22 protein-coding genes and 1 tRNA gene are annotated in these 25,869 nt (G+C 45.7%); 9 read left to right on the top strand and 14 right to left on the bottom strand.

The features are described from left to right. Positions 1 to 98 precede the first annotated feature (98 nt). The 5 genes from GWO68_RS05180 to murI all read right to left on the bottom strand — a co-directional run bounded on the left by GWO68_RS05180 (position 99) and on the right by murI (position 5,581). Positions 99 to 1,202 carry a complex I subunit 1/NuoH family protein gene (locus GWO68_RS05180; protein ID WP_162345359.1) on the bottom strand — a complete coding sequence of 368 codons (1,104 nt, stop codon included), beginning with the start codon at positions 1,200 to 1,202 and terminating at the stop codon, positions 99 to 101. Positions 1,203 to 1,288: 86 nt separating this feature from the next. Then, complete coding sequence (locus tag GWO68_RS05175; RefSeq protein WP_162345358.1) at positions 1,289 to 1,927, bottom strand: hypothetical protein; 639 nt, start codon at positions 1,925 to 1,927, stop codon at positions 1,289 to 1,291. 12 nt (positions 1,928 to 1,939) lie between these two features. Then, positions 1,940 to 3,124 carry a glutathionylspermidine synthase family protein gene (locus GWO68_RS05170; protein WP_162345357.1) on the bottom strand — a complete coding sequence of 395 codons (1,185 nt, stop codon included), beginning with the start codon at positions 3,122 to 3,124 and terminating at the stop codon, positions 1,940 to 1,942. Between the two features lie 22 nt (positions 3,125 to 3,146). Then, on the bottom strand, positions 3,147 to 3,701 hold the full coding sequence (locus GWO68_RS05165; protein WP_162345356.1) for a hypothetical protein: 555 nt from the start codon (positions 3,699 to 3,701) through the stop codon (positions 3,147 to 3,149). A 1,064-nt stretch (positions 3,702 to 4,765) separates the two neighbouring features. After that, positions 4,766 to 5,581 (bottom strand): glutamate racemase, encoded by an 816-nt coding sequence (gene murI / locus GWO68_RS05160; RefSeq protein WP_162345355.1) that lies wholly within the window; start codon positions 5,579 to 5,581, stop codon positions 4,766 to 4,768. Positions 5,582 to 5,916: 335 nt separating this feature from the next. Between murI and GWO68_RS05155 the strand changes: the two genes are divergently transcribed. From GWO68_RS05155 to GWO68_RS05145, 3 genes are all read left to right on the top strand, one after another. After that, positions 5,917 to 6,423: an RDD family protein gene (locus GWO68_RS05155; protein WP_235941945.1), complete on the top strand. Its 507-nt coding sequence runs from the start codon at positions 5,917 to 5,919 to the stop codon at positions 6,421 to 6,423. 91 nt (positions 6,424 to 6,514) lie between these two features. After that, positions 6,515 to 6,910, top strand: a complete 396-nt coding sequence (locus GWO68_RS05150) for an SPW repeat protein (RefSeq protein ID WP_162345354.1) — start codon at positions 6,515 to 6,517, stop codon at positions 6,908 to 6,910. A 257-nt stretch (positions 6,911 to 7,167) separates the two neighbouring features. Next, positions 7,168 to 9,048 (top strand): ABC-F family ATP-binding cassette domain-containing protein, encoded by a 1,881-nt coding sequence (locus tag GWO68_RS05145; RefSeq protein ID WP_162345353.1) that lies wholly within the window; start codon positions 7,168 to 7,170, stop codon positions 9,046 to 9,048. Positions 9,049 to 9,106: 58 nt separating this feature from the next. Here the strand turns inward: GWO68_RS05145 and GWO68_RS05140 are convergent, their stop codons facing one another. Together GWO68_RS05140 and GWO68_RS05135 are read right to left on the bottom strand one after the other, a co-directional pair. Continuing rightward, a complete protein-coding gene (locus GWO68_RS05140) occupies positions 9,107 to 10,210 on the bottom strand; it encodes a hypothetical protein (RefSeq protein ID WP_162345352.1) in 1,104 nt (367 codons plus the stop codon). Between the two features lie 50 nt (positions 10,211 to 10,260). Further along, complete coding sequence (locus tag GWO68_RS05135; RefSeq protein ID WP_235941944.1) at positions 10,261 to 11,265, bottom strand: sulfatase-like hydrolase/transferase; 1,005 nt, start codon at positions 11,263 to 11,265, stop codon at positions 10,261 to 10,263. 486 nt (positions 11,266 to 11,751) lie between these two features. Between GWO68_RS05135 and GWO68_RS05130 the strand changes: the two genes are divergently transcribed. After that, complete coding sequence (locus GWO68_RS05130; RefSeq protein ID WP_162345351.1) at positions 11,752 to 12,498, top strand: phenylalanine 4-monooxygenase; 747 nt, start codon at positions 11,752 to 11,754, stop codon at positions 12,496 to 12,498. 49 nt (positions 12,499 to 12,547) lie between these two features. Here GWO68_RS05130 and GWO68_RS05125 read toward each other — a convergent pair whose 3' ends face one another. The 3 genes from GWO68_RS05125 to GWO68_RS05115 form a co-directional block, all read right to left on the bottom strand. After that, on the bottom strand, positions 12,548 to 13,432 hold the full coding sequence (locus GWO68_RS05125) for an EF-hand domain-containing protein (protein WP_162345350.1): 885 nt from the start codon (positions 13,430 to 13,432) through the stop codon (positions 12,548 to 12,550). Between the two features lie 341 nt (positions 13,433 to 13,773). After that, entirely contained in the window at positions 13,774 to 14,451 is a 678-nt protein-coding gene (locus GWO68_RS05120; protein ID WP_162345349.1) for a hypothetical protein, read from the bottom strand. 72 nt (positions 14,452 to 14,523) lie between these two features. Beyond that, on the bottom strand, positions 14,524 to 15,651 hold the full coding sequence (locus GWO68_RS05115; RefSeq protein ID WP_162345348.1) for a CaiB/BaiF CoA transferase family protein: 1,128 nt from the start codon (positions 15,649 to 15,651) through the stop codon (positions 14,524 to 14,526). 705 nt (positions 15,652 to 16,356) lie between these two features. Here GWO68_RS05115 and GWO68_RS05110 point away from each other — a divergent pair. Continuing rightward, complete coding sequence (locus tag GWO68_RS05110; RefSeq protein ID WP_162345471.1) at positions 16,357 to 17,730, top strand: DEAD/DEAH box helicase; 1,374 nt, start codon at positions 16,357 to 16,359, stop codon at positions 17,728 to 17,730. Positions 17,731 to 18,569: 839 nt separating this feature from the next. Here the strand turns inward: GWO68_RS05110 and GWO68_RS05105 are convergent. Genes GWO68_RS05105 through GWO68_RS05095 form a run of 3 tightly spaced genes read right to left on the bottom strand, consistent with a single transcriptional unit; the run spans position 18,570 to position 22,160 of the window. Continuing rightward, positions 18,570 to 20,687 (bottom strand): ComEC/Rec2 family competence protein, encoded by a 2,118-nt coding sequence (locus tag GWO68_RS05105; RefSeq protein ID WP_162345347.1) that lies wholly within the window; start codon positions 20,685 to 20,687, stop codon positions 18,570 to 18,572. Further along, positions 20,687 to 21,115 carry a GNAT family N-acetyltransferase gene (locus tag GWO68_RS05100; RefSeq protein WP_162345346.1) on the bottom strand — a complete coding sequence of 143 codons (429 nt, stop codon included), beginning with the start codon at positions 21,113 to 21,115 and terminating at the stop codon, positions 20,687 to 20,689. The genes GWO68_RS05105 and GWO68_RS05100 overlap by 1 nt, the downstream gene beginning before the upstream one ends. A gap of 7 nt (positions 21,116 to 21,122) precedes the next feature. Next, complete coding sequence (locus GWO68_RS05095; protein WP_162345345.1) at positions 21,123 to 22,160, bottom strand: PhoH family protein; 1,038 nt, start codon at positions 22,158 to 22,160, stop codon at positions 21,123 to 21,125. A 97-nt stretch (positions 22,161 to 22,257) separates the two neighbouring features. Here GWO68_RS05095 and GWO68_RS05090 point away from each other — a divergent pair, with 97 nt between their 5' ends. The 4 genes from GWO68_RS05090 (at position 22,258) to GWO68_RS05075 (ending at position 24,842) form a co-directional block, all read left to right on the top strand. Then, the gene (locus GWO68_RS05090) at positions 22,258 to 23,034 is read left to right on the top strand and encodes an SAM hydrolase/SAM-dependent halogenase family protein (protein ID WP_162345344.1); all 777 of its coding nucleotides are present in this window, start codon (positions 22,258 to 22,260) and stop codon (positions 23,032 to 23,034) included. 95 nt (positions 23,035 to 23,129) lie between these two features. After that, entirely contained in the window at positions 23,130 to 23,420 is a 291-nt protein-coding gene (locus GWO68_RS05085) for a putative quinol monooxygenase (protein WP_162345343.1), read from the top strand. A gap of 737 nt (positions 23,421 to 24,157) precedes the next feature. Beyond that, entirely contained in the window at positions 24,158 to 24,688 is a 531-nt protein-coding gene (gene hscB, locus GWO68_RS05080; RefSeq protein WP_162345342.1) for a Fe-S protein assembly co-chaperone HscB, read from the top strand. A gap of 69 nt (positions 24,689 to 24,757) precedes the next feature. Beyond that, positions 24,758 to 24,842: transfer RNA gene (locus GWO68_RS05075), tRNA-Leu, on the top strand. Positions 24,843 to 24,928: 86 nt separating this feature from the next. Here GWO68_RS05075 and GWO68_RS05070 read toward each other — a convergent pair. Next, positions 24,929 to 25,852, bottom strand: a complete 924-nt coding sequence (locus GWO68_RS05070; RefSeq protein WP_162345341.1) for a lytic transglycosylase domain-containing protein — start codon at positions 25,850 to 25,852, stop codon at positions 24,929 to 24,931. Positions 25,853 to 25,869 lie beyond the last annotated feature (17 nt).

Here is a 25,869-nt window from a genome sequence, read left to right as displayed (position 1 = left end):
TTTGTTCAAGTTAAAAATTTAGAAAGTTAGAAGGTTAGAAAGTTATTTATGTGAGTATCACTTTTTAAATTTCTAACTTTATAACTTTCTAACTCATTCTATATCATCAATAATCGCCAGATGCCTGCTATTAAAATAACAGCTAATGCAATTGGCGTAAGCACTTTCCAGCATAGGTGCATCAACTGATCAACACGTAGCCGTGGGTAAGTCCACCGCAACTGTAATTGCAGAAACAGCAGCACAAATGTTTTGCTCAGCAACCAGAAGCCGCCCCAAAGTATACCTGACAGTTCTCCTATGGTGCCGGTTGTCCAGTAAGCTAAACTAACAGGGCCGACATTAGGTAAAGGCGTGTTCCAGCTACCCAGGAAAAGGATAACGGCCACCAAACTAACCAGCACCATCATACTATACTCGGCAAGGAACAGTATGGCAAAACGGAACCCAGAATATTCTACGTGGAAACCCGCCACCAGCTCCGACTCCGCTTCCGGAATATCGAAAGGGGCGCGGTTGCTTTCTGCCAGCGATGCGATAAAATAGATCACAAAAGCAACCAGAAGTATAGGCGCCCGGAAAATGTTCCAGGTGGTAATGCCACCTATAGTTGTCGTATTAATGCCCAGGGCCTCGATGCCGAACAGCCAGTTCATTTCAAACTCCAATCCCGGAAACCGGTTCATTAAAGCGCCCTGCTGGTAACTGATCTCCTGGAAATCCAAAGACTGACAAACCATTACGGCAGCAAGTATAGCCAGCCCGGCAGGAATTTCGTACGACACGATCTGAGCTACAGAGCGCATGGCCCCCAGCATAGCATACTTGTTATTCGAGCCCCAGCCCGCCATCAGCAGACCAATTACATCTAATGAGATGATCGCCAGCAGGTAAAACACCCCGATACCAATGCCGGCAGGCACCAGGTCAGGCGTGAAAGGAATGACCGCAAATCCTGCAAAAACGGCGGCAAAAATTAAGATCGGGGCCAATTTGAAAAGGTTTTTATCGGCAGCAGCAGGAACAATGTCTTCTTTCTGCAATAGCTTCAGCACATCCAGCACCGATTGCAACGAACCATACGGACCAGCCTCAGTTGGTCCCATGCGGTCCTGCATAAAAGCCGCCACTTTACGCTCTACATACGCCAGCACGATCACTATCGAAAGCAACAGCACAAGTGTAAGCACAAAAGCGAGCATAGGCGGTTAGAATTTATGGACAGGCAAAGGTAAGTTTAAATTTGGAAATAGACTTTTGTCTGAATCAGGATTTGCAGGATTGTTACTTAACTAATGAATAAACTATTTACTCCTACAACTCGCCAATTACCATTATCCTTCTTTAGAAAGTAGGCTTTGCCTTCAGACCATTCCGGACCTCTGTGATAGCTCGCAATAATTATTGCATAGCTGGCATTTTTGTTAAAAGTGACTTTTCCCAATGCAACTGCGGCTAAGGGTTCACCTATTGAATAAGAATCACTATGCGCTAAAACAACTGTTGGTTTATACTTATATAATGACCTTACGATGTGAGCACCCTGAAAATTATTAGACTGCTGGTTGCTATCAGCTATAATAGCTGCAAATTCATTCGTATTAAAACCATCATACTTCTGAAGAGATTTCTTACGCTGGAAATACCTTTCTTCAGATAATAGATTTGATATTCTGGGGTAGACTCCATCAAAGGTATCTCTAAATATTACCTCTACACTAACACTATCATCAACGATTAAAGGCTTAGCTCCTAACCACTGCTCCGAAGGCCCAAGCAGAGAATCAAAAGCTAAACTATAGATTTGGGTCAGGTCGTCTTGCGTGAATGGAATTTCAACAGGCTTCTCTTCCTGCTGCACTTGGTTGCAAGAGAAAGCAAACAGAAAAAGCACCAAACTATAGCTATACTTCAGAAATCTACTCATCGTCAAATCTGTTTACTCTACTAAATGAGGTACAAACTGCGACAGGTTGGTGATGATGCCTTTCTCGCGACGGAAGCCGATGGCGCAGCCTTCTCCGGCCCAGAAAACGCCTGCCTGGTAAGTATAGCCTTTATTGTCTTGTGGTAAATCGCACCAACGCTGGTAAACCTGCTGTTGCTGGTCGTATTCGCCCTCCATTTTGGTAACCCGCACTTTATCTACCACTTCCACACTTTGTCCTTCCCTGCCGAAGTAAGGTTTACGAATATACTTATCGCTTAACGGAGTGAGGTCTGCTTCCAGTAACAGCGGGTGGTAAGGATAAGCCTTCCAGAGCCAGGCCAGCATACCTTTGCTTTGGAACAATAAGGTATAGGCCGGGTTAGCGATTACTACATTGCGGCTGCGCACCAGTTGTGTCAGGCTTTCGCATAGTTCAGGCTCTTCCCAGGCAATCTGCTCCCAAGGCAGTAACTTAAACAGAAACGGAAACTGTTGCCATTGCTCATTTTCAACCTGGGCCCAAACGCCTCGCTCTGCTCCTTCTGTAGAAATGCTTACTTCGTCTATCGGGCAAAGGTGCGTATCGAAACCAGCTTCTTTTGCCGCCTGAGCCAGCACAGCACAATTAGTTTCGTCCTCTGCACTCTCTCCAATGTAAGTCAGTAAAAGAGCCGGAGCAAGATCGCTGTTCATCGTGCGCCATGTTTTGAATTGCTCTACCAACGCCTCATATAACCCTGAATATTGGTTGGCATCGTTCTTACCGGCAGCTGCCAGGCTAGCCCATTGCACAACTGCAGTTTCAGGTATAGAGGTCGCCGTATCGGCGTTAAACTCAATCAGTTTCGGCCCTTCCGGGGTTTGAGCCAGGTCAAAGCGGCCGTATAAGTGCCAGTGACGGTCGTCGTTCCAGGACTGGCGTACCAGTTGCCACAGGTTCTGCGGTATGCCCAGCACATTCAGGAAAGCATCCGGTAAGTCTTCTGGCACTGCCTGTACCATCATATTATAAAGCGTATCTGCAGCTTCTAACAGTGCATCGGCATCCTGCTCATTTAACACCACGGCTTCGCCGGGCACATAGTTGGTGCAGCCATCTTCCACGCACCAATCCCAGCCAAGCCCACGCACGGCTGTTTCTACATCGCCGGAGTGTGGCTCCAGACGAACTCTAATTCTCAGATTATCCAGCATTAACTATAGTTATGAAATATACCTAACCACCAAATCCGCCACCACTGCTTCGGCCTCTGAAGTAACCACTTCTGCCGGAGCGAGGTGCCGTGCTTTGCTGACGATAGGTTTGTACGTTTTGCCGCCAGGCAGCTGTATTGTTCATTACACCAGGGTTGGCATAATAACCTGCCCTCGGCGACATCATACGGCCAGCCATGTAGCCCATGCCGCTCCACCAAAGTACGCTACCTAACCCAAAGCCACCTTGGTTATAGGTTTGCTGGTTTGCTGCCAGGTCCTTCATTTTATTTTCGAGGGCCAGGCCCTGCAGGGTATCTACCCGGCCATCGTTATACTTTAAAATAGCCATGCTGCCACCTGGCACTGTCGTGCGCTCGTCGGTAATTTTCCATTGGTCAGGGGCTTCTTCGGTAAGTTCAGTAATAATACCATCTGGTGCTGCAACTTCTTCGCCGGAATTCCAGTCGTTGTTGTTACTGCTATTGCCACAACTGGTAAGGCCCATGCAGGCAGCAGCAGCCACTATAAATGCATTGCGTTTGAGATCGCCGATGCGCAGGTATCGTTTTTTCATGAGTTCTGATGGATTATAGTTAAAGGTACGGTTTTTAGGCCCATTTTGGTAATTATCACAGGATTTAGGTCTCTTTCAGGCTGATGTGGAGTGTAGGAAAGAGGATTTTCTTGGTGTTTAAGTTTGGGTTAGAGTTTTATAGTTTGCTGGATTAACCCACCCCTACCCCTCCCGGGAGGCAGGGCCGTTAAGTTCTGCCGAGAACTATCCCCTTGAGGGGATTATAAGGGTGTTATTCAGGGCCAAAATGCCAATTGTTAGCCAGTTTTAAATTCACCCGCTAATGCAAACACCCCTCTGCGCTCCCCTCAAGGGGAGAATTTGCTAGAACTTAACGACCCTGCTCCCGGGAGGGGAGTTGCTACTGCTATAGTTGGAGTTATATTTTTATAGTTACGTTTTGTCATCCCCCTACCCCCTTCAAAGGGGGACTTTTAATTGTAGTTATAGTTTGAGCTATAGTCTATAGTTCCCGATATTGATTAGGACAGGTTCACCTGTCCCCTCGAAACTACAGCCACAATAAAAGCCGAAGCGAGAAGCTTCAAACTCTAGCTTCAGTAGCTATCGAACTGATCACAGTCTTTGGGTTGAGCGCCTTTGACTTATTGCGGTGCCGCAGGCAATCCGACGAAGGAGGATAGCAAGAAGGTAGCAGCGCGATGCCCGAAGACGGGGCCTCCCGGCCGTGAGGGCACCAAAGCTAGATTGAAACTACGGGTTTAAAGAGCTCCCAGGATTGAAGGAAGTTTGAATGGATAGCTTGGTTCGAAGAGTAAGGAATCAAACTATAGGCTGAAATAGATTTCTCACGTTGTTCGAAATAACAACAAAGTAAACTATAGGACAAATAAGATCCTTCGGTTTTGCTCGGGATGACAAAGAAAGTTATAGTTACCAGACACTAGCAGGAGCTGCGCACGCTGCTAGGTCTTTCTTTCAAGTCAGATAATGATAAAAGAGAATTATTAGACCTATAAAACCCTTACCATTTGATGATCATAGATCCTAAAACAACTTTTTAACTTTCTAACTTACAAACTTTCTAACTTTTTAACTGCACCCTACTCCCACAACGGGTAATGCTCTAAATGGACCTGGCGCTTAAAGAAAATGCGGGTGCTTTCTTCGAAGGAACGAGTAAAATCAGACACGTAGAAATGATGGTCACCAACCAGCTTATCCGATGCTAAGTTATTTTGCTCCAGGTATTCTTTTACATGCTGTGCTACAATCAGGCTTGCGTCCAACACATCCACATCCTTTTTATAAAAACTTTCGATCTGTTTTTTGATGAGCGGGTAGTGTGTGCAGCCAAGTATGAGCGCTTTGATGTGCTGCAGGTTTGGGTCTGACAAATAGGTATGGATGACGCTTTCAGAGATGGTATCGTTAAAAAATCCTTCCTCAATCATGGCGGCCAGCAGCGGCGTGGCATGCGATTTTAACTCGATCCCTAAGTTCAGGTTATCTACTTTTTTGCGGTATACATTTGAGTTTACCGTTTGCTTGGTGCCGATGAGGCCGATGGTTTCGCCGGGGTAGGTTTTGCCGATGTGTGCTACGATCGGGTCGATAACGTTCAGGACTTTGGCTTTGCTGCCTACATATTCTTTTACCAGTTCATAAGCCGCCGCCGATGCTGAGTTACATGCTATCAGTATTAACTTACAGTTCTGCTTTAAAAGTAGGTCGCAGATCTTTACCGAATACGCCTGAATAGCTGCCGTAGATTTATCGCCGTAAGGCAAATGGGCTGTATCGCCAAAATAGATAAGGCGCTCGTTTGGCAAAACTTTGGTAATTGCCTGAGCTACAGTAAGTCCGCCAATACCGCTATCAAATATACCAATCGGCAGATATCGTTTGTCTTTTTCCATCGTATGCGAAAGTAGCTAAAAACTTCGTTTTATGTCTTTAACCCTCAAAATAAGTCTGTTCACACAAAAGTTACAGCTGTTGGAATTATATTACACTTAACTAAGTTAAATTCGTAACTTCTTTATTACAATTTTAAAAAGCTAAATATTATTTTTGTTAAACATTTTGTGAGTTTAAAACAAAATTTTATATTTAACTGGAATTTGATTCCACAACTGGTAACTATAGCCATGGTTATCAGCCTGCCAAAGGTAAACGCACAGCACATGGTTTTATGTGCTCTACAGTCAGATCGGTGCTTTTTAACAACGCTAAAAATTAGAAAAAGACCTTTATGCAAACAGCCTATACCCTGCCCGCCCCATCCCTTTTAAAGCGTTCATCACTTTACGGCAGCTTAACTACCCGTTTTGTAGCATTCCTGGTAGATACCACCATGCTGGTCTTTTTTTATACGATCATTTTTTACTCTGCAGGCAGTAACGCACAGGAAATGAACTCTTGGGACAAAACCCTCCAGCACAATGGCGTAAGCATACCAGACCTTCTGGCTATTGGCAAAGCCCTCTTCCTGAACCCATTTTTTGCGGTGGTGCACTGGCTATACTATACGCTGCTGGAGGCCTCGCCAAAGCAGGCAACTATAGGTAAATTTACGTTGGGCCTGAAAGTAACAGACCTGCGTGGTAAGCGGATTTCAGTGTGGCAGTCTAATTTACGTTACTTCTCTAAACTGTTATCACTGGTACCGGTTGGCCTTGGTTTCCTGTTAATACTTACTACCCGCCGCAGCCAGATGTTCCATGATTATATGGCACGTACCGTTGTAGTAACCGACTAACGCAAACCAACAAAATTGTACTTATTTTAACTCTCCTTATTTCTGAGTCGTATAACCTAACCAGATTATCACTTTATAAAGGAGGATTATTATGCGATTTATCCCAACCCGTTTCCACGGAATATTGGATTATATAGTTGGTATTTTTATGATCATCGCGCCGTGGGTGCTTGACTTTTCTGATAACGATGCCGCCACCTGGACTATGGTAATAGCCGGTGCGCTGGTGCTGTTACAAACTATAATGACCGATTTTGAAGTTGGCCTGATCAGAAGAATACCAATGAGAAGGCACCTGACCATGGATTTTATACTGGGGCTGGCACTGGCCGTTTCGCCGTGGTTGCTAAACTTTGATGAGCGGGTACATATGCCGCACCTGATTTTAGGTGTATTCTCTATACTTGCTTCGCTTACCACGCACCGCGTGCCGAGCCATAGTTACAAAGCAACCCATACAGCACCAGACCATATCCGTAACTTGTAATTTAAAGACTACATTAGTTTTAAAATAGGCTAGCCTACCAGGTTGGCCTGTTTTATTTTAAGGGTATGTTTAAATTTCGTTTTTGCAAGCGAAAATTGATTCTGTAGGGTTCTGACGAAACGATTTATGAGCCGCATAGCAGCGCTACGTGGCGAAGAAATAGTGATAGCAGGTTCCGATAGAGGCAATTTACAGCGCAAAGGATGAATTTTAAACATGCTCTAAGCCCATCCGGCATAAATGCGTAAATTTGCACCATGAATTACCTATCCGCAGAAAATATAGCTAAAAGTTACGGCGAACGCTGGCTGTTTAAGAACCTTAATTTTGGTATTAGCCAGGGGCAGCGTGTGGCGCTGGTGGGCGTAAACGGTTCCGGAAAAACAACGCTGCTTAATGTACTGGCCGGCAAAATCCCGCCCGACGAAGGCAGTGTAAGCGTGCGCAAAGAAGTAACGATAGGTTTCCTGGGCCAGAACCCGGAGTTTGACGAGACCATGACGGTGCAGCAAAGTATATTTTCAGGGCAGGGCGAAGTGCTGGATGTGATACGCGACTACGAAGTAGCGATAGAAAACCCCAATACCAGCTCTGAAAAAATGCAGCATATTATGGAGCGCATGGACGAACTGCAGGCCTGGGATTTTGAACTCAAGGTAAAGCAGATTCTCTCCAAACTGGGCATCCATAACCTCGAAGACAAGATCAGCCATTTGTCGGGAGGGCAGCGCAAGCGTGTGGCTATGGCCCGCGTGCTGATAGAAGAGCCTACCATGTTGATACTGGATGAGCCGACCAACCACCTTGACCTGGACACCATAGAATGGCTGGAGGGCTTGCTATCTACCCAGAACACAACGCTGCTGATGGTGACCCACGACCGTTATTTTCTGGATAAAGTTGCCAACGAAATTGCGGAACTAGATGGCGGGCAGCTTTTTACCTACAAAGGCAACTATAGTTATTTTATAGAAAAGAAAGCATCGCGCGAGGAAATGGCCGCCGCCGAAACTGAGAAAGCCCGCAACCTAATGCGTAAAGAACTGGATTGGATTCGTCGTCAGCCAAAAGCACGCGGCACCAAAGCCAAGTATAGAGTTGATGCCTTTGAAGAACTAAAAGAGAAAGCAGCAAAAAAAATAAGTGGTCCGCAACTGGAGTTATCGGTTAAAACCACGCGCCAGGGCGGTAAGATCATCGAGGTAGACCATATTTCTAAATCATTTGGCCCTAAAAAGATTGTTGATGATTTCAGTTATGTGTTCAAGAAAAAGGACCGCATTGGTATAGTTGGCCCGAATGGCGCTGGCAAATCTACGTTCCTGAATATGCTTACGGGCAAACTACAGCCAGACGCAGGAACTATAGATGCAGGCCAGACTACTGTTTTCGGCTATTATACCCAGGATGAGCTTACGTTTAAAGAAGGCCAGCGCGTGATTGATATTGCCAAAGAAATTGCCGAAGTAGTAGAAATGGCGAATGGCGAAGTGATTACAGCCAGCCAGTTTTTGCAGCATTTCCAGTTTGCGCCGTCACAACAATATACCATGGTAAACAAGCTGAGCGGAGGCGAAAAACGACGCTTACAGTTGCTGCGCGTGCTTATCAAAAACCCGAACTTCCTGATACTGGATGAGCCGACCAACGACCTGGACATTATTACTCTGAACATACTCGAGGATTTTCTGCTGAACTTTGGCGGCTGCCTGCTAATGGTAAGCCACGACCGTTACTTTATGGACCGCCTGGTAGAGCATTTGTTTGTGTTTGAAGGCGATGGCAAGATCCGCAACTTCCCGGGCAACTATACCGATTACCGCGAGTGGCTGAAAGAACAGGAAAAAGCAGAACCGGAAACGAAACCAACTATAGCTGTTGCCCCAGCCCCTGAGAAAAAACCCGAACAACCAGCCGGTAAACGCAAAGCAACTTACCAGGAAAAAAAGGAATACGAACAACTGGAAAAGGAAATTGCAAAGCTAGAGCAACGCAAAACCGAGATCATCGAGCTGATGAATGCCGGCACTACCACCAACCATGCGCAGCTAGGTGCCTGGGCAAGCGAGTTGGAAACGATAAACGAGCAACTCGAAGAAAAAGAATTCCGCTGGCTGGAGCTGGCCGAGATCGTATAACAAACTATAAAGGCAGCTACTTTGGCTGCCTTTTTTACTTTAGGCTTCTGCTATAGTTCTATTTCAGGCCTTTTACAGTTACATAGTTTTCTTCATTTTTCCGGGCTACTTTCGCTATCTTCTTCTCAAAATCTTTTGGGCTGTTTAATGTGTCGTAAAAGCTGTCGAGGTATTTCAGGGTTCGTTTGCGGTAGTTGTCATCTAACAGGTCGCATTGGGTATATACACCATATAAAGCTGTGCGGAGGGCATTAAACGTGTTTATTGTTTTACGAATGGTATTGGCCTGGTAACTATAGCCCCGGAACAGGCGCTGCTTTACCGAGGCTATCTGGAGCTCGGGTGGTGGCAAGGCATAAGGCGTGCTTACAATACCGGCATAGTCAAAATCGAAAGGTACGGGAATGGGGGCCATCGTTGAGTCGAGCGATACCAGGTCTATGTTATGGCGGTAAGGTACAGACCAGTCTGTGTTGCCGATCATGTACTGAAAAAAAGCCACTCTTGCCATTTCCTCCTCACTTGTTTCCTTCATATTCAGTATCAACTTATTGGGCACAATTTTTCCTTTGTTACGTTTGGCCATCTCGTCGTCGTCTTCAATTATAAAGGCATATTTTTGCTCAGTTTTTCGTTTGCCGTTCAGGTCCTGGTAGGTAACCCGGCAAAGCCTAACCCTGAAACTATAGTTAGTGAGCACATTATACAGTTTATACACCAAAAACTCCCGAATTACATAATCATCGTTGATGCAGTGCGTAACCAGTTTTACCTTGTTTACTTTGTTAAAAATGGTGTGCTGCGAGGTTTTGCGCACAAAATTCAGCATCAGGGGCGGAAAGGCACACACGCTGGCATCGCGCCGGCGGTTACCGCGCACCATGGCTTTCAGGTTCATGACGGTTACAAGTCCGGAAGCATCGGTATAAGACAAAATAGCGGGATGATATTGGCGGTCTTCATCGCGGTCCTGCAGCAGTTCCTGGTAATCCATCGAGAGCTTAAACTCCAGAACTGACTCGTCGGTAAAAAGTGGGTTATTCTGTTTTTGAGTGTGGGAGCTATTGGTGGCAACTATAGTTTCTGATGCTGTTACCAGCCCGGGCAAGGCCAGGTTAAAAGCCAGCAGTACAGTTAAAATATAAAACCCGGAACGGTGCATTTCACCTGCTATAGTTTACTAAAACACACAACTCCAACCGCACAGCTAAGTTACAGCCCCATAGCGCGCAGCTTTTTAGCCGGAAACAACTCTTTCATTACCTGCCCCTGCGACTGCTCAAATGTAAAACCGAGCATTTTCGCCACCGTCGCCGATATATCTACCAATGTATGTTTGCTGGTTACAGTCCCGGTTTTAAAATCCGGCCCAAGCGCCAGTAAAAATATTTTCCGGCAGCCGGGGCAGTCATCGCCATGGTCTATCCAGCCGCCGTCTATGCCCTGCAGGTGCCGGCCATGGTCTGTTGTTACCAGCAGGGCAGTGTTCTTTCTATAGTTCTTGTCTTTTTTCAGGAAATCGTATAGTTGCTGCACGTAGCTATCGTCTCGCTTAATGCCCCTGAGGTAGTAGTTCCAGTTGGCAGCATGTGCGTAACCATCGGGCTCCATAAAGTTTATCAGTACCAGGTTGGGTTTGTTGGTCGTCAGTACCTGTTTTACTACTTCAAAGGTCAGCGAATCGGCGCGGTAGCCGGTGCCGGGGCCATTTATACCACAATTAAGCGAGGGCATGTAGGTGTTTTGCCAAACCGTGTCTTTGGTATTTGCCAGAATGTTTAGCTTATCTTTGCTGCTGATGATCCAGGCGGCGGTAGTGGGTTTTCCGGTTTGCTTTAACCATTGCTGAAAGATGGACGGATGCGCCGGTAGTTCTGCGCCATAGTTATCTATGGGCTGGTTTACACCGGTGGTAATGGCAGTGTGGCCGGCGTTAGTATAGGTATAGGCATCGTTCTGGAAATCAGAAAAAAAGACACCTTTGCTTTTCAGGTTAGTAGCCATATTCGGGATAGCGCCTGGTATGGAGTCCCAGGTTTCGGACGCACGCACGCCATCTATCACTACAATAATCACGTTTTTGGTGCGTAAGCCTTTACCCCCGGTAGCAGCACAGCCCTGCAGCAAAAGCAAGCTACCAACTATAACCGCGACAGCTAATTGCCGGAAAAGTAGTGATAAACCTATAGTTTTGGCGTCGGGCATAGTTGCTTTCATAAGATCAGCCTTTATACTTAACTATACGAGAACTATAAATTACAGAACAACGCTTACTTACTCATTTACAGACTCATACAACTACACTTTGCTGGTTAAGGTAACTTTACAACTATAGCATTTTGCTGCAACTATGGGTTTATTTTGGCCTAGTTGCGTGGCAGGCTTGTTTTGTTCAGGAAACTTTACCAATTTAGGGTATAAATCAACACATGCACCAACCAGCTCCTATAGCGTTCTCACGTACACTGCCTACTACTGTTGGCCAGGAGTTGCTGCATGCTATCTATTCTTATTGCCAGAGCATCTATAGCTACTATAGCTATTATTATCGCAGCACATGCTACGCTCGCTTTGGCAATCACACTAATTACGATTCGTAAAAACAGGTAACCAACAGGTTATACTTAAAGTGATACTGAAAAGCAGAGCGAAAGCCCTGCTTTTTTGCATTTATCCCTATCCGTAACTATACATACCAAACCAATGAACATTACACAAAACTACAGCAGCTACACACCAGAGAACCATACTGTTTGGGCCATACTTTTTGAGCGCCAGTACCAGAACCTGCAGGGCAAAGCCATACCTGAATTTTTTGAGGGATTAGAGAAAGTAGGCTTTAACCCCAACCGCATACCCGATTTTGCCGAAGTGAACCAGCGCCTGAAACCACTTACCGGTTTTGAAGTGGTGCCTGCGCCCGGCATCGTAGACGATATCGTGTTCTTTCAGCTGATAGCGGACCGCAAATTTCCGGCTACCGTCTGGATTCGGAACATGGACCAGCTGGATTACTTGGAAGAGCCGGATATGTTCCATGATGTGTTCGGACACGTGCCATTGTTAACTATACCGGTTTACTGCCAGTTCCTGGCCGAGCTCTCGCAACTTGCCCTGAAATACACCAACAGGCCAGACATCATCGACCTGCTGACGCGCATTTACTGGTACACCATCGAGTTCGGGTTATTTACCGTTAACAATGAAGCACGCATTTACGGAGCAGGCATCCTCTCGTCGGTCGGGGAAAGTAACCTGGCTGTTTCTGATGAGAGTATAAAGTATGCGTTTGACGTGGAACACATCCTGAACACTTCTTACATTAAAGAAACATTTCAGAGCCAGTATTTTTTTATTTCTGATTTCAGGGAGTTGCTGAACTCACTGCCTGCACTGGACAAAGCGCTTTCAACACTTAAAGAGAAAACTGAAATCCTCGCTGCCATTTAGAATAAAAAAGCCCCGGTTATAAAGTATAGCCGGGGCTTTCTGTTTATAGTTAGGGTAAGAAGTATTTCAACAGCTTCCTTTCATATTCATCAGGAGTTACTACATTATCTTTGTTAACATCCCAAAGTTTACCAACTCCTTCGGCCAGTTCCTGTTCCGAAAGCACATTATCTTTGTTCTTATCCCAGTCTTCAAAAAACTTCAGGTCCTGCATCCCTTTTTCCAGCTCACTATACTCCAGGTGATCATTTTTATTTGTATCCCACTTTTTCCAAAGTTGGCTATGGCCTCCAAAATCCAGCCCGAATTCATTTACAAGCGTGGTATCGATACTATAATCCCAGTTATTCTGATTTAGTATGCTATAGATCGCTTCATTAAAAAACAGAATATTCATAGCAGTTTCGTAATTATTGCTCCATTCAAACCAACCTGTTGATGCAAAAGCGGTGTTAAAATCTAACTCAGACAATTTATCGGCTAGTATATGTACACGAAGCGATTTTACGGTGATATTTTTCTGCATGTCTTCTGCTTCTATTATCAACGTATGCACCCCTCCGGTAACAGCATTGTTTGGCAAAAGAGGGGCAAAAAAATTCTGGTGTTTGGGGTCTTCCTCTATACCTGTAAACACTTCATTTATTTTTCTGCGTGTACCCGACGGGTCTTCCAGGAATACTCTTATTTCTTTAAGTTGCTTTTCATCCCAGGCATTAACATTTACAGCCAAATTGCCTATCCTCAGGTATGTTCCTTCAAGTAATGGGTATAATATTTCTATTTGGGGATCAATTGAGTCTACGGATGTTGAAGGAGGAAGAGGTTTAGGGCCTGGGTTTGAGTTCGGAATTATATCCTGCTCATCTTCGCTATCACAAGCCGGAAAAGCTAATAAGCAGGCACATAGCACTAGCAGATAAAGATTTTTCATAGTGTTGGTAGTTTAAGGCATATCTCTGATGAATTGGAGGGCTGTGACACAGGCAGGTGAAGCCTATAGGTTCTAAAGAAGATCTTTAGCAATAGTGGGGAAACAGGTATCAAGGCAGGTACTCCTGGGGAGTAGGAATTTTGAACCAGTAAAATTAAAGCAATCCGGCTACACACAAACAACGCAATTTCAATTAACTACAACGCACTAATTTCTCTGCACGTTTTAGTGTTACCGTAAAAGTCTGCGAAGTTTACTAAATAAAAAGGGATATAAGATGTTCTGCTGAGCATCCTATATCCCTTGAATAAATCTGGTAACTATAGTTACGCTGGTTATAGTTAGTGCGTAAGCGTAGAGCTCACCTGGAAACCCAGTTTACGTGGCTGCGTGATCACGTTTTCTTGTTTTTGTTTGAGGGTAATACGCTCTATTTCGCTTACATCCTGGCCCATCAGGTCGTTGTTTACGGCGGCAACCATAGCGCTTTCAATTATCAGGCGCAGCGTTTTGTTGTTGATCACATTCTGAGCGATGCGGTCGTATGGCAATTCCATCTGCTTCACGCCTTCAATTACAAAGTGGCGGTCTATGTTTATCAGCATGCGGCCCACCAGGTAGCCTGGGTCATCCATGCGGTTATATTTAATAGTGTCGGCCATAAAGTTATAGGCCATAATATGCCCGAAAAACCTGCGCCTGAAATCCTCCTCAATATAGTCGTTGCGCATCAGCTCATAATCTTCCGGAAACGTGATGATGTTGGTATGCATGATAAATATGAGCAGATCGCCGGAGAACTTAACATGAAACTCAAACTCGCTTACGTTGGTGTATTCTATCACCACATCAGCGTCTTGTTTGGTTATCTTGGCGGTCAGTTTTTTTACTACATCCTGCGCAATTTCCTTCATCCTGTCGAAGGTGGCCTTTGTATTGCGGTAAATGGCTTGTTTGGTTACAGATTTCTGATGAAGCCCGTTGATAATATCGCTTAGTCTATCTTCTTTCGCTGCCATAGCTGGTTTGTACGCTCTGTTTTTATATAGTTTTTACAGGATTAGCGGGTAAAGAGTTATGAAATGCAGGTTTTATGCTTCATTCTCAGGCACTATACTTTTAATTTTATACGCAGGCGGTGGTGTAAGCAAAGCTGGTTCCTCATCCTCAAACCTGAATGCTACCTGCCGCACGCCCGGTTTTGCTCCCGGATACTGAAGTTGCATTTGCCGGGCCTGGGGCATTTCGAAAACAGCTGCTACGGTATTAACGGCACCGGCGGGTACGTGCAGTTTATGTAAGGTCTGCAACAACTCCTGCTGGTCATGTTTGGAGATCAGGTTTCTTAGTTTTTCATTCAGATCATGCCTGTGCTGCACGCGGCTGTAGTTGGTTTTATAGTTGGTATTAGCTGCCAGTTCCAGAGCACCTAAAACCTGGCACAAGCGTTCAAACTGCCGGTCGTCGCCAATGGCCAGCACAAGTTGTTTATTATCCCGGGTTGTGTACACGCTGCCATACGGAACTATGCTGGGGTGCTCAGAGCCCATGCGCTGGGGGTTTTGCCCTGCCACCAGCCAGTTGGTAGCCTGGTTAGCCAGTGCCGCCACTGCCGCCTGCACCAACGATACCTGCACATATTGGCCTTCGCCGGTTTGTGCTTTGCGCAGCATGGCCACCAGCAGGCCTTCTTTTAACTGGTGCGCTGCCAGCACATCTATAAGGGCTACGGGCATTTTGGTTGGGGCACCGCCGGGCTCGCCATTCAGGTACATAAAACCGGTTTCGGCCTGCACCACAGCATCGTAGCCTGCCCTGTCCTCGTCGGTACCATAGCCTGTCAGGTGACCGTAGATGAGGTTTGGGTTTATGGTTTGCAGTGTTTTATAGTCTACCTGTAGTTTTTCGGCATCGCCGGGCTTGTAGCTGGCTATAACTATAGTGGCCTGTTTCACCAAACTATAAAGCTGTTCCAAATCCTGTGGCTGAGCGAGGTTAAGTGGCAGCGATTGTTTCCCCCAGTTGGCTGCGCAGAAGTAGGCAGGGGTATCGGTTTCGGCTGGTTCGGAGCTTAGTTTCCAGCGGCGGGTTACGTCACCGTTTGTAGCGGCATTCTCAATTTTAATAACCGTAGCCCCGAGTTCTGCAAAAAACTGCCCCACACTTGGCCCGGCCAGCACACTGGCAAGTTCCAGCACCAGCATGTCTTTCCCTATCATGTCGTTAAGGTTTATAGTTAGTACTTATGGCTTCAAACATCGCGAAATATTTTTAGAAATAACGCAGAAGAAAAAGGCCTCTAAGAAAACTATAAAACAGAAAAGGCTGCCCTACCAAAGCAGCGCAGCCTTCCCTATTAAGTTTTTAGACAAATCTACCCCGTTACAACAGGAAAAACAGGGCATTGATAATGTTTAAGCCAAGTAAAAGGTAAAAATTTGGTGAGTCTTGTATAGCCTTTTTCATATTAAATATTGAAACAGTAAAAGAAGTCTGGATTTGTGTAGTAGTTTCTACAATTTCATCTTACGCCAGGCTATTCCAAATGTTACAACAAAATATGACTTTTCATATAAACACCTCGATACATAAATATACAAACAAACCTATATATTACATTTTACATCAAAATTTATTCAATTTCCAATCCAAAACCTTCATCTAATACTATATTCAGGCATTTATATATTTTGCATTATATATAATTTAATGCAATTTATTATTTTTTAAGCACTATATTAAATCACTATTAGCTTCTGTGCCTGCTGCATAAATATAGAAATGATGTTAAATTATTTTATCTTTACCATAGCCCTGCCAAACCTTTAGGTAAGCAGCTACTTTACAGTTCGTATATAAAAACTATAACATTGAATTTTCATTCATTTAATTTACACGAAGACGTTGTCACTGGTATAGAGTCAATGGGTTACAACTCCCCTACTCCAATACAACAACAGGCGATACCGCTTATTTTAGAGAACAAGGACCTGATTGCCTGCGCCCAAACCGGCACCGGCAAAACAGCAGCCTACCTCCTTCCCCTCATCGACAGAATATCTCATGCTGATGCCTCGCACACCAGCACCCTTATACTTGTGCCTACCCGCGAACTTGCCAAACAGATTGACGAGCAGGTAGAAGGCCTTGGTTATTTTGCCCCGGTTAGCTCTATTGCTATTTATGGTGGTAACAAAGGCGGCGAATGGGACCAGCAAAAACGCGCCCTAACCAGCGGCGCCGATATTATTATTGCCACGCCCGGCCGACTGATGTCGCATATGGCGTTGGGCTATGTAAAGCTGGACCAACTGAATTACCTGGTGCTTGACGAAGCCGATAAAATGCTGGACATGGGCTTTATGGATGATATCCTGAAGATTGTGCGCCAGTTGCCAACTAACCGCCAGACCTTGCTTTTTTCGGCTACTATGCCCAAAAAGATACGCGACCTGGCACAGCAGATACTGAACAAACCAGAGGAAATAAACCTGGCCGTTTCGAAACCTGCCGAAAAAATTGACCAGCGCATGTACCTCACTTTTGACAACCAGAAACTACCCCTGTTGGAGTATGTGCTGCGTGAATTGGAGGTACAGAACATGATTATATTTACATCGCGCAAGTCTAATGTAGCCCAGATTGTAAGGTCGTTGCGCAAAATGGGATTTGAGGCTGAAGGCATACAGTCTGATATGACCCAGGATGAGCGTGAAGCTGCCCTGCGTGATTTTAAGAACAAGAGATACCAGGTGCTGGTTGGTACCGATATTCTTTCGCGCGGGATTGATATTGACAACCTGAGCCACGTGCTTAACTTTGATATGCCGCAGGATGCCGAAGACTATGTACACCGCGTGGGCCGTACTGCGCGCGCTGCCTCAACGGGCATGGCTATAACGTTTGTGAACGAAAAGGACATGTACCGGGTGCGCAAAGTAGAGCAACTGATTGAGCGCGAAATTCCGAAGCTGCCATTACCGGAAGACTTTGGACCTGGCCCCACTTACGACCCAACTAAAAAACCGGAACGCCCGCATGGTGGCAACCGCCCGGGACAGGGAAACAAAAACCGTTCTAATGACAGAAACAGAGGCGGAAACCGCAACCGAAACAAGAATGAAAGAGGCCCTCGGCCTGAGCAAAAAGCTACTACCGGCGAAACTGGTGCTACACCTGTAACACAGCCAACTGGAAACGACAGGCCTATAAAACCTTTTAAGCCCCGCAACCGAAACAAGGGCAAACGTGGACCTGCCGGCAACGCCGCAACACCACCAACTACCCCTACCGAATAACTGTAAATGCCGCTCCAACTATAGAGCGGCATTTTTTAGTTTCAAAGTATAGTCACTATTAGTTTAACCATCCGTAGCGGCTCTCCCGAAACAAGTATAGAATTTACTATGCGACGGATCCATTTTACGTTCTACTTTCCCTTTTTGTCTTCCTGAAAGGATCTTTTGCGAGGGTATAAGAGACATTTGCCTGTGCGTCTTTTAAAAAGGGATTTGAGGCTATGACTATAGTTGTATGTATAGTTGGCATTTCACCTCACCCCAGCCCTCTTCTCACAGGAGAGGAGGTTTTTGGCCTTTGCTATAGTTGAATTTATAGTTCTATAATTGCTGATTGTCATCCCCCTGCCCCCTTCCAAGGGGGACTTTTCGGCTTATGCTATAGTTTGCTACATCGGCCTATAGTTACAGACATAGCACGGACAGGTCGCGACCTGTCCCTACGGGAATACAACCACGATAAATTTCGAAGCTGACAGTTCAAACTATAACCAAGCAGTGGCTATGAGAAAGATCACAGTCTTTGGGTTGAGCGCCTCGAGAGGTTCCGGTGCCGAAGGCATTGCGAGGAACGAGCAAAGGAAGCGAAAGCAGCGCGATGCCCGAAGACGAGGCCTCCCGGCCGTGAGGGAGCCAAGTTTGAATTGAAACGATGGGTAAGTAAAGCTCCCAGGATTGAAAGAGACTATAGAACAACGGCTTGTTTCCAACAGTAGGCAAAGTTAACTATAGGGCATATAAGATCCCTCGGCTAACGCTCGGAATGACAAAAGTGAAAAAAATAGAATTTAACTATAGAACCCAGATTTCTCACATTGTTCGAAATGACAAATAAGGAACTATAATTCCTGCACTAATGCTCCCTGCATAGTTACATCATAAACCGGGAATTTATACTTTGCCAGTTCTGACTTCATCCGGAATATGTACCAGGGCTTATTGCTGCCATCCAGCATTATCGTTTTAAACTTAAACGGCTTTAAAGTTTCAGGCTTTAACCTTACATTTTGCATCAGTATAATATAGTCAAATGTCAGATCTGCCACAGGCTGTAACTTCAGCGGTTTCCGGACCAGGAGTATTTTCTTTCGCTTCCAGACAAGTAGTTCATTTCCGTCGGGCAGAGTTTGGGAGAGAACACTGGCAAGTTTTGAAGGATTTTTTCCAACTACACTGAATACAGGTTCTGTAACACCTAGCTCCCATAGGTGCGCCTGAATATTGAAAGTATAGTTTTGCCGGTCGTTCAGCAGCGTGCTGTCGGTTACAAGTGTAGCTTCCTGTTTTTCGATAAAGCCAAGTGCGGTGCTGCCGCGCAAACTATAAATTGCCATCAACTTTTGGTTTTGCTGGTCTATCGTTTCCAGAATTTGCTGCACCGAAATAACACCAACGATAGCTACGGCTATTGCCAGGTAAAGCAATCGCTTCTGAACTATAAACAAGACCAAAAGCCCGAGTATTGCATAGAGCAACCACGACTGCAGCGCTGTAATATCCAGCCCATTAATGAGTGCATTTGGCAAATTGGTGAGCAGCAGGTTAAACTCGTTCATCACCCAGATAAGCCCGAAATGGAGAGCAAATAATGCATCTGAAAGTAAAGGCACCCAACTGAATGCCAATGCCGCCAACCCTGCATACAAAACCAATGTAGAAAGCGGCACTACCACAATATTGGCTAGCCAGAAATACACGGGAAACTGATGAAAATAGTAGATACCCAACGGCAAGGTTATGAGCTGGGCTGCCACCGCAATCGAAAACAGTTCCCATACTTTGTCCGGGAGCCAGGGCGTTACATTAAGCAAACCATAAATACCGGGTTGGATTGCTACAATACCTAACACCGCCAGGAACGACAACTGGAAACCTACATCGAAAAGCAGGTAAGGGTCATAAAACAGAAGCAGGAATGCCGTAATGGCCAAGGTATTATAAATGTTATGCCGTTTGCTCAGCACCATCGCCAACATTACTAGGCTAAACATTACCACGGCGCGCAGCACCGATGGCGATAACCCCGTCAGGAAAGCATAGAGCCATAGCAAACCCAGCACCAGCAATACAAAAAGCAACCGCTGGCTTTTATTCAGGTTTGTGTTTTTAAACAGTAGCAGAAATACGCCGAATATCAGGCCCACATGCATCCCCGAAACTGCCAGCACATGCATGGTGCCGGTAGCGGCATAACTATCCCGGATGGCGTTATCCAGGTCGTCTTTTACACCCAGTATAAGCGCTGTAGCAATGCCGTATTCCCGTTTGGCTGGCACGTTCTGCTTGATCACCTCCTCGAAGTAACGGCGCATTTTTATACTTACATATAGCAGGTAATTGGGTGGCGCGTTTCCGAGCAGTGCAAACTGGTTGGTCTGCAGATTCTGCTTATGATAAACTCCTTTTTGTTGCAGGTATTCTTTATAGTTGAATTGCTCTGGGTTAAGCGGTCCGCCAACGGGTAGCGGAGAACCTTTTATAAGCAATTTATCGCCATAGGTAAATGTATAATCTTCAGGGGTGTCGTGCGGCACCGTAACCTGCACCTGCCCACTTGCGGGCTGCCACTTTCCATTCACCAACACCTTATCAACTGCAAGTATAGTTCGCTGATAACCGGGCTTCTGAATGACGTAATCATTAACTACACCAGTATAGTAAGTTGGCTTTTCCTTCAGGTTTGAGAGATGATCCTGCTGCAGGTGCGGCGTGCGAAGTTCTGTTACCCAATAGCCGGCAGCCGCGAAACAAACCAACCCAACTATACCCATCCAGGCATTCACTTCAGCTGACCTATAGATGCGTGAATAGCCATACAACCCAAGAAACAAAGCAACAAAAAAGGTGAAGACCTCAGGGGCAAACCTGACATCTTCACCTATAGTTGTGTATAGTAAAATACCCGCTATAAAGCTAAGCGCAATCCGCAGGAACGGGTATGGCGCCCATTGCAGCATCAGCCGGCAAATACCATTTTATAGTGTTGTATATCGCATTCTGTAAACATGTCGCCTTCAGTTACAAAGCCATTTCGTTTGTAAAAGTTAACAGCCGGCAACTGCGCATTCAGGTAAACTTTCTTGCCGTTTTGCTCGGCTTTCACATCATTAAGAACAGCCTTTAACACTTCTGCGCCCACCTGTTTGTTTCTATAGTCTGGTAGCACTGCAAAGCGCTCCAGTTTTACACCATCATCGGTAGTGCGCCAACGGGCTGCGCCGCATGGTACGCCTTCATAAGTTGCCAGGTAGTGGTTAGCTATAGTTTCGAAAGCATCGTTTTCAGCATCGCGTGGTACTTGTTGTTCTTCTACAAACACCTGCTCCCGTATCCGGAAAGCCTTGTCCAGATCCTGCTCCTGCGCTACTCTAATAACCTGTATCATAGGTAAACTATACTCTGCCGTTACTTCTGAAACGTTTGTTGGTTTCCACACCGTTCTTTTCGTCTTCTTCGGCCTGAGCATCGCGCTTGGCACGTTTTTCTTCGTCCAGTTTGGTATAGGCATTCACAATGTCTTTTACCAGTCTGTGGCGCACCACATCATCGGCATTCATCTCCACCACGCCAATACCTTTCACGCCACGCAATATGGTTAGGGCTTCCATTAAACCGGAGCGCTGGTTACGTGGCAGGTCAATCTGCGACCAGTCGCCGTTTACCATTACTTTAGCGTTCGGGCCCATGCGGGTCAAAAACATTTTCATCTGCGCTGGTGTCGTGTTCTGGGCTTCATCCAGCAATACAAAGGCATTGTTCAGGGTACGGCCACGCATGTAAGCCAGCGGCGCAATCTCGATAATCTTGTTTTCCTGGTAATACTTCAGTTTTTCAACAGGTATCATGTCTTCAAGGGCATCGTAGATCGGGCGCAGATACGGATCCACTTTCTCCTTCATATCACCCGGCAAAAAACCAAGGCTCTCGCCGGCTTCAACTACTGGTCTGGAGATGATGATCTTTTTCACTTCCTTGTTCTTAAGCGCACGCACGGCCATTGCCACCGACACATAGGTTTTACCTGTACCGGCAGGTCCCAGCGCAAAGGTCAGGTCGTTTTTCTCTACGGCATCAATCAGTCGCTGCTGGTTAGGCGTGCGCGCTTTTATCACGCCACCCTTGCTGCCATACACGATCACGTCCGGCGATGTAACTATAACTTCTTCGTCGGTAAAAGAATCCGCAGAAAGGTATCTATTTACGCTGTTATGCGTAATCTTCCCGAACTTATGGTAATGGTCGATCAGCGACGAAAGTATTTCGTGTATTTTGGTGATCTCAGGCGTCTGGCCCTGTATTTTGATCTCGTTACCTCTTGATATGATTTTGCTGCTCGGAAATGCGGCAGCGAGTTGTTTAATATTCTGATTTTCGGTTCCCAGAAAGTCGATCAGGGAAATATTTTCGAGTGTTATTACTTTCTCTACCAAATGTTTAGCTCTTATATAGAATGTTGGTAATATTTTCTTTAATTTAAAGAAATTTGGTTTATATACTTACAAATTTATCTAAATTATAGTTCTAAAGATGGCTGTAATTACGTTTCTATCTGATTTTGGATATACCGACCATTACGTGGCAGCGGTAAAAGCAAAATTACTCTCACAAGACCCTGACTGCAAGGTTGTTGACATAACACATGCTATAGAGCCATTTAATATCGCACACGCCGAATATGTACTGGGCTCCGTTTACCAGGATTTTCCGGAAGGCACTGTACATTTGGTTGGCGTAGATACACATGGCAGCAAAACAGGCAGGTTTCATGCGGCGCGCCACAAGGGGCATTACTTTTTACTACCCGATAACGGGCTGCTCTCGCTACTAACGGACGGGCAACCGGAACTGGTGGTAGAACTAAATGCGCAGGACCCGTATTTGCCTTTCCCGGTAAAAGACCTGCTTGCCCCAGCAGCACTGTACCTGGCCAAAGGCGGCGATATTGAAGTGCTGGGCGAGCGAACTACCACAATTCGCCAGCTGCTTAACCGCCAGTTGCGCCTTAACGACCACTCCATTATGGGCCACGTCATTCACGTTGACCGCTACGGAAACCTGATAACCAACATAACCCGGGACAGTGTTGATACTATAGCGCATGGCAGAACCTTTACAATTCATTTTGGCCGCGAAACGATTGGCCGTATCCATCCCAACTATACCCAGGTTGACGACGGCGATTGCTGCTGCATCTTTAACTCGCAAAACCAGTTATGCATCGGTATAAATAAAGGGCATGCGGCAGAGCTGCTCGGTTTAGGCTTTGATTCGCAGATAGATGTCCGTTTTTACCCGGGGAGTTAGATTAATTGTTGAATAACTGAATGATTGAATAAGGCTGGTATAAAACCTAACTTTACTTCTTAATTCAGTTATTCAATATTCAATTATTCAAAATTATGTTGATACGCATCGTCCGGATGACCTTTCAGGCTGATAAAACGGAGGAATTTCTGGAGATTTTCCGTACTTCTAAAGAAAAGATACGTGCATTTGAAGGCTGTAACCATGTAGAGCTTTTGCAGGACCTGAACCACCCGAATATATACAGCACCTACAGTTTATGGGACTCGGAAGTACACCTGAACAACTACCGCGACTCCGAACTGTTTGGGCAGGTATGGAAAGCCACTAAAGCACTCTTCGCCGATAAGCCACAGGCCTGGTCTAATGTGCAGGTAGCAGTATAAAACTTACAGACCTAGCAGCGTGCGCAGCTCCTGCTAGCGTCTGCTTTTCTATAGTTTCTCTTTTGTCATTCCAAGTGTCAGCCGAGATATCTTGTTTGCCCTATAGTTGAAGTTCTTGCTAACTTGAAAAAAGCCTTCGTTTCAAATCACCTGTAATCCTGGGAGCTTTAGTTACCTATCGTTTCACCTATAGCTTTGGTGCCCTCACGGCCGCGAGGCCCCGTCTTGGGGGTAGGGGCCCTCGACAAGGGCATCGCGCTGCTGCCTTCTTACTATCCTCCTACGTCGGATTGGCTCACGCCACCGCAACAAGTCAAAGGCGCTCAACCCAAAGACTGCGATCTTTCTACTATTGACCGCTTATCTTTAGTTTGAACTAGTAAGCTTCGAGATTGATCGTTGTTGTATTTTCGTAGGGACAGGTCGCGACCTGTCCGCCTCGTGGTCTGTAACTATGAAACTATAAATCAAATTATAGCAAGGCTTAAACTCCCTCTCCTGTTTTTTGGAGAGGGCTGGGGTGAGGTTAAGCTCCCCAGCTTAGACTACCGGGAACGAAAGTTAGAAGGTAGCAAGCGTAGCGCTGAGGCGTCAGGAGTGGTTGGACCCGGCCAACAGCATCTGCCACCAGAACTTACACTATGCATAAAACAAACTATAGCCTTTTAATGTACCTTTACAGGAATAAATAACTGCTTTTATTGCTACTAATGAAGGCTAATAACTATAACTGAACTATGAACTACTTCGAGTTTTATAACATACCTGAAAGCTTTTTACTTGACGAGAAAGCCATAAAGAACAAGTATTACCAGCTTAGCCGCGAGTATCATCCGGACTTTTACGCGAACGAAACACCTGAAAAGCAACAGGAAATCCTACAACTGTCTACGCTTAACACCAATGCTTACCGCACCCTTTCGGATGCTGACCTGCGCATGCAGTATGTTTTAAAAGAACATAGCTTGTTGGAGGAAGGCAAAAACGAAATACCATCGGACTTTTTGATGGACATGATGGAGATTAACGAGGAGCTGATGGAACTTGAATTTGATTTTGATGCAGCCAAACTGCACGAGATAGGCGAGAAAAGCTCAGGTATAGTTGCCCAACTGGATAACGATATTTTACCGGTGTTGCAGCGATACCCTGAGTTACACGGCTTTACAAAAGAAGAGGCGCTGGCTGAAGTAAAAACCTACTATCTGAAGAAAAAATACCTGTTGCGTATTCAGGAAACTTTATCTAAGTTTGCAGGACGTTCCTGAAAGAGGAACAACATTTTTAGTTCGACTACAGGCTCTGGGCACTACCAAACCAAAGCTGAGAACTAACAAGCCCAGATGGCGGAATTGGTAGACGCGTTGGTCTCAAACACCAATAACTTCGGTTGTGCCGGTTCGACCCCGGCTCTGGGTACCACTAAACTAAAAAAGCCTTGCAGATGAAAATTTGCAAGGCTTTTTTAGTTATTAGCTAAATCTATTTACAAGTTTTAACTATAGTTTCTAATCCCCCTTAGCAGGCAACAACAATTCAAACTCCTTTCCTTGCGCCACAGTCAAAGTATAGTCTTTTATCCAGGGGTTATAAAGGCGCAGGGTTTTATAGTTGGTGCCTTGCTGCAGTGCGTAGCTGGCAAGGTCAGGGATGGTGGAGGTAACTTTAACCGTGCGGGCTGGCAGTGGCTGGTAGCCTTGCCCTTCCAGCAGTTCAAATCTATACTTTTGTGGGTTACCCAACACCTCTTTTAAAGCCAGAATACGGAATAGGTAGCGTGAGGTCTCGTCGTTGAGGTAAAGATCATAGTAACTGGTTACGCCTTGTTGCTGCAGGGCACGATCCAGGCCACCCATGCCTCTGTTATACGAAGCAGCTGCGTTAGTCCAGGAGCCGAAGCGGTTCTTTGCGCTTTTCAGGTATTTTATAGCGGCATATGTAGCTTTTCGAACATGGAAACGCTCGTCTACTTCACTATTAACTATAAGGCCATAACCGCGCGCGGTGTCAGGCATCAGTTGCCAGAAACCAGCTGCCCCTGCTGGCGAAGTAACCTGCCCGAACAGGCTTTCGGCAAGCGCCAGGTATATAAAGTCTTCGGGTATGTCGTTTTCTTTAAGTATAGCTCTGATCTCAGGCTCGTAACGCTGCATGCGTTTCAGGCCGAGCAAGGTAGTAGCGTGCAGATAAGAGTTAACCAGAAGCTCACGGTCCAGGCGCTCAGCCACATCAGGCACCTGCAGTGGTACCGGTTCGCCGGCAAAACTAAGTGCAACAGGCACACCTGGCGACCTGATAACCGACGTGTTACTTTCGTCTCCTGCCGAAAGGCCATTACTACCTGCCTTAATCAGTTGCTGGTGGCTAAACAATTGCAGGCCTACCACTATAACTAACGTTATTGCAATGTATTTCCAGTTCTGTTGTGCCATAGCTGCCTCCTTCTCTT

The organism is Pontibacter fetidus (genome assembly GCF_010119545.1).
Classification (GTDB): domain Bacteria; phylum Bacteroidota; class Bacteroidia; order Cytophagales; family Hymenobacteraceae; genus Pontibacter; species Pontibacter fetidus.
The sequence above is the reverse complement of the archived record's forward strand: the minus strand, read 5'-3'. Positions and strand labels throughout refer to the sequence as shown.

Bases quoted from the DNA above. Each gene is read 5' to 3' on its own strand.
- hscB (WP_162345342.1), top strand. From the start codon at position 24,158: ATGAACTACTTCGAGTTTTATAACATACCTGAAAGCTTTTTACTTGAC.
- GWO68_RS05070 (WP_162345341.1), bottom strand. From the start codon at position 25,852: ATGGCACAACAGAACTGGAAATACATTGCAATAACGTTAGTTATAGTG.
- GWO68_RS05140 (WP_162345352.1), bottom strand. From the start codon at position 10,210: ATGCACCGTTCCGGGTTTTATATTTTAACTGTACTGCTGGCTTTTAAC.
- GWO68_RS05150 (WP_162345354.1), top strand. From the start codon at position 6,515: ATGCGATTTATCCCAACCCGTTTCCACGGAATATTGGATTATATAGTT.
- GWO68_RS05090 (WP_162345344.1), top strand. From the start codon at position 22,258: ATGGCTGTAATTACGTTTCTATCTGATTTTGGATATACCGACCATTAC.
- GWO68_RS05085 (WP_162345343.1), top strand. From the start codon at position 23,130: ATGTTGATACGCATCGTCCGGATGACCTTTCAGGCTGATAAAACGGAG.
- GWO68_RS05180 (WP_162345359.1), bottom strand. From the start codon at position 1,202: ATGCTCGCTTTTGTGCTTACACTTGTGCTGTTGCTTTCGATAGTGATC.
- GWO68_RS05120 (WP_162345349.1), bottom strand. From the start codon at position 14,451: ATGGCAGCGAAAGAAGATAGACTAAGCGATATTATCAACGGGCTTCAT.
- GWO68_RS05110 (WP_162345471.1), top strand. From the start codon at position 16,357: ATGGGTTACAACTCCCCTACTCCAATACAACAACAGGCGATACCGCTT.
- GWO68_RS05135 (WP_235941944.1), bottom strand. From the start codon at position 11,265: ATGAAAGCAACTATGCCCGACGCCAAAACTATAGGTTTATCACTACTT.
- GWO68_RS05130 (WP_162345351.1), top strand. From the start codon at position 11,752: ATGAACATTACACAAAACTACAGCAGCTACACACCAGAGAACCATACT.
- GWO68_RS05125 (WP_162345350.1), bottom strand. From the start codon at position 13,432: ATGAAAAATCTTTATCTGCTAGTGCTATGTGCCTGCTTATTAGCTTTT.
- GWO68_RS05170 (WP_162345357.1), bottom strand. From the start codon at position 3,124: ATGCTGGATAATCTGAGAATTAGAGTTCGTCTGGAGCCACACTCCGGC.
- GWO68_RS05115 (WP_162345348.1), bottom strand. From the start codon at position 15,651: ATGATAGGGAAAGACATGCTGGTGCTGGAACTTGCCAGTGTGCTGGCC.
- GWO68_RS05165 (WP_162345356.1), bottom strand. From the start codon at position 3,701: ATGAAAAAACGATACCTGCGCATCGGCGATCTCAAACGCAATGCATTT.
- GWO68_RS05155 (WP_235941945.1), top strand. From the start codon at position 5,917: ATGCAAACAGCCTATACCCTGCCCGCCCCATCCCTTTTAAAGCGTTCA.
- murI (WP_162345355.1), bottom strand. From the start codon at position 5,581: ATGGAAAAAGACAAACGATATCTGCCGATTGGTATATTTGATAGCGGT.
- GWO68_RS05145 (WP_162345353.1), top strand. From the start codon at position 7,168: ATGAATTACCTATCCGCAGAAAATATAGCTAAAAGTTACGGCGAACGC.
- GWO68_RS05100 (WP_162345346.1), bottom strand. From the start codon at position 21,115: ATGATACAGGTTATTAGAGTAGCGCAGGAGCAGGATCTGGACAAGGCT.
- GWO68_RS05175 (WP_162345358.1), bottom strand. From the start codon at position 1,927: ATGAGTAGATTTCTGAAGTATAGCTATAGTTTGGTGCTTTTTCTGTTT.
- GWO68_RS05105 (WP_162345347.1), bottom strand. From the start codon at position 20,687: ATGCTGCAATGGGCGCCATACCCGTTCCTGCGGATTGCGCTTAGCTTT.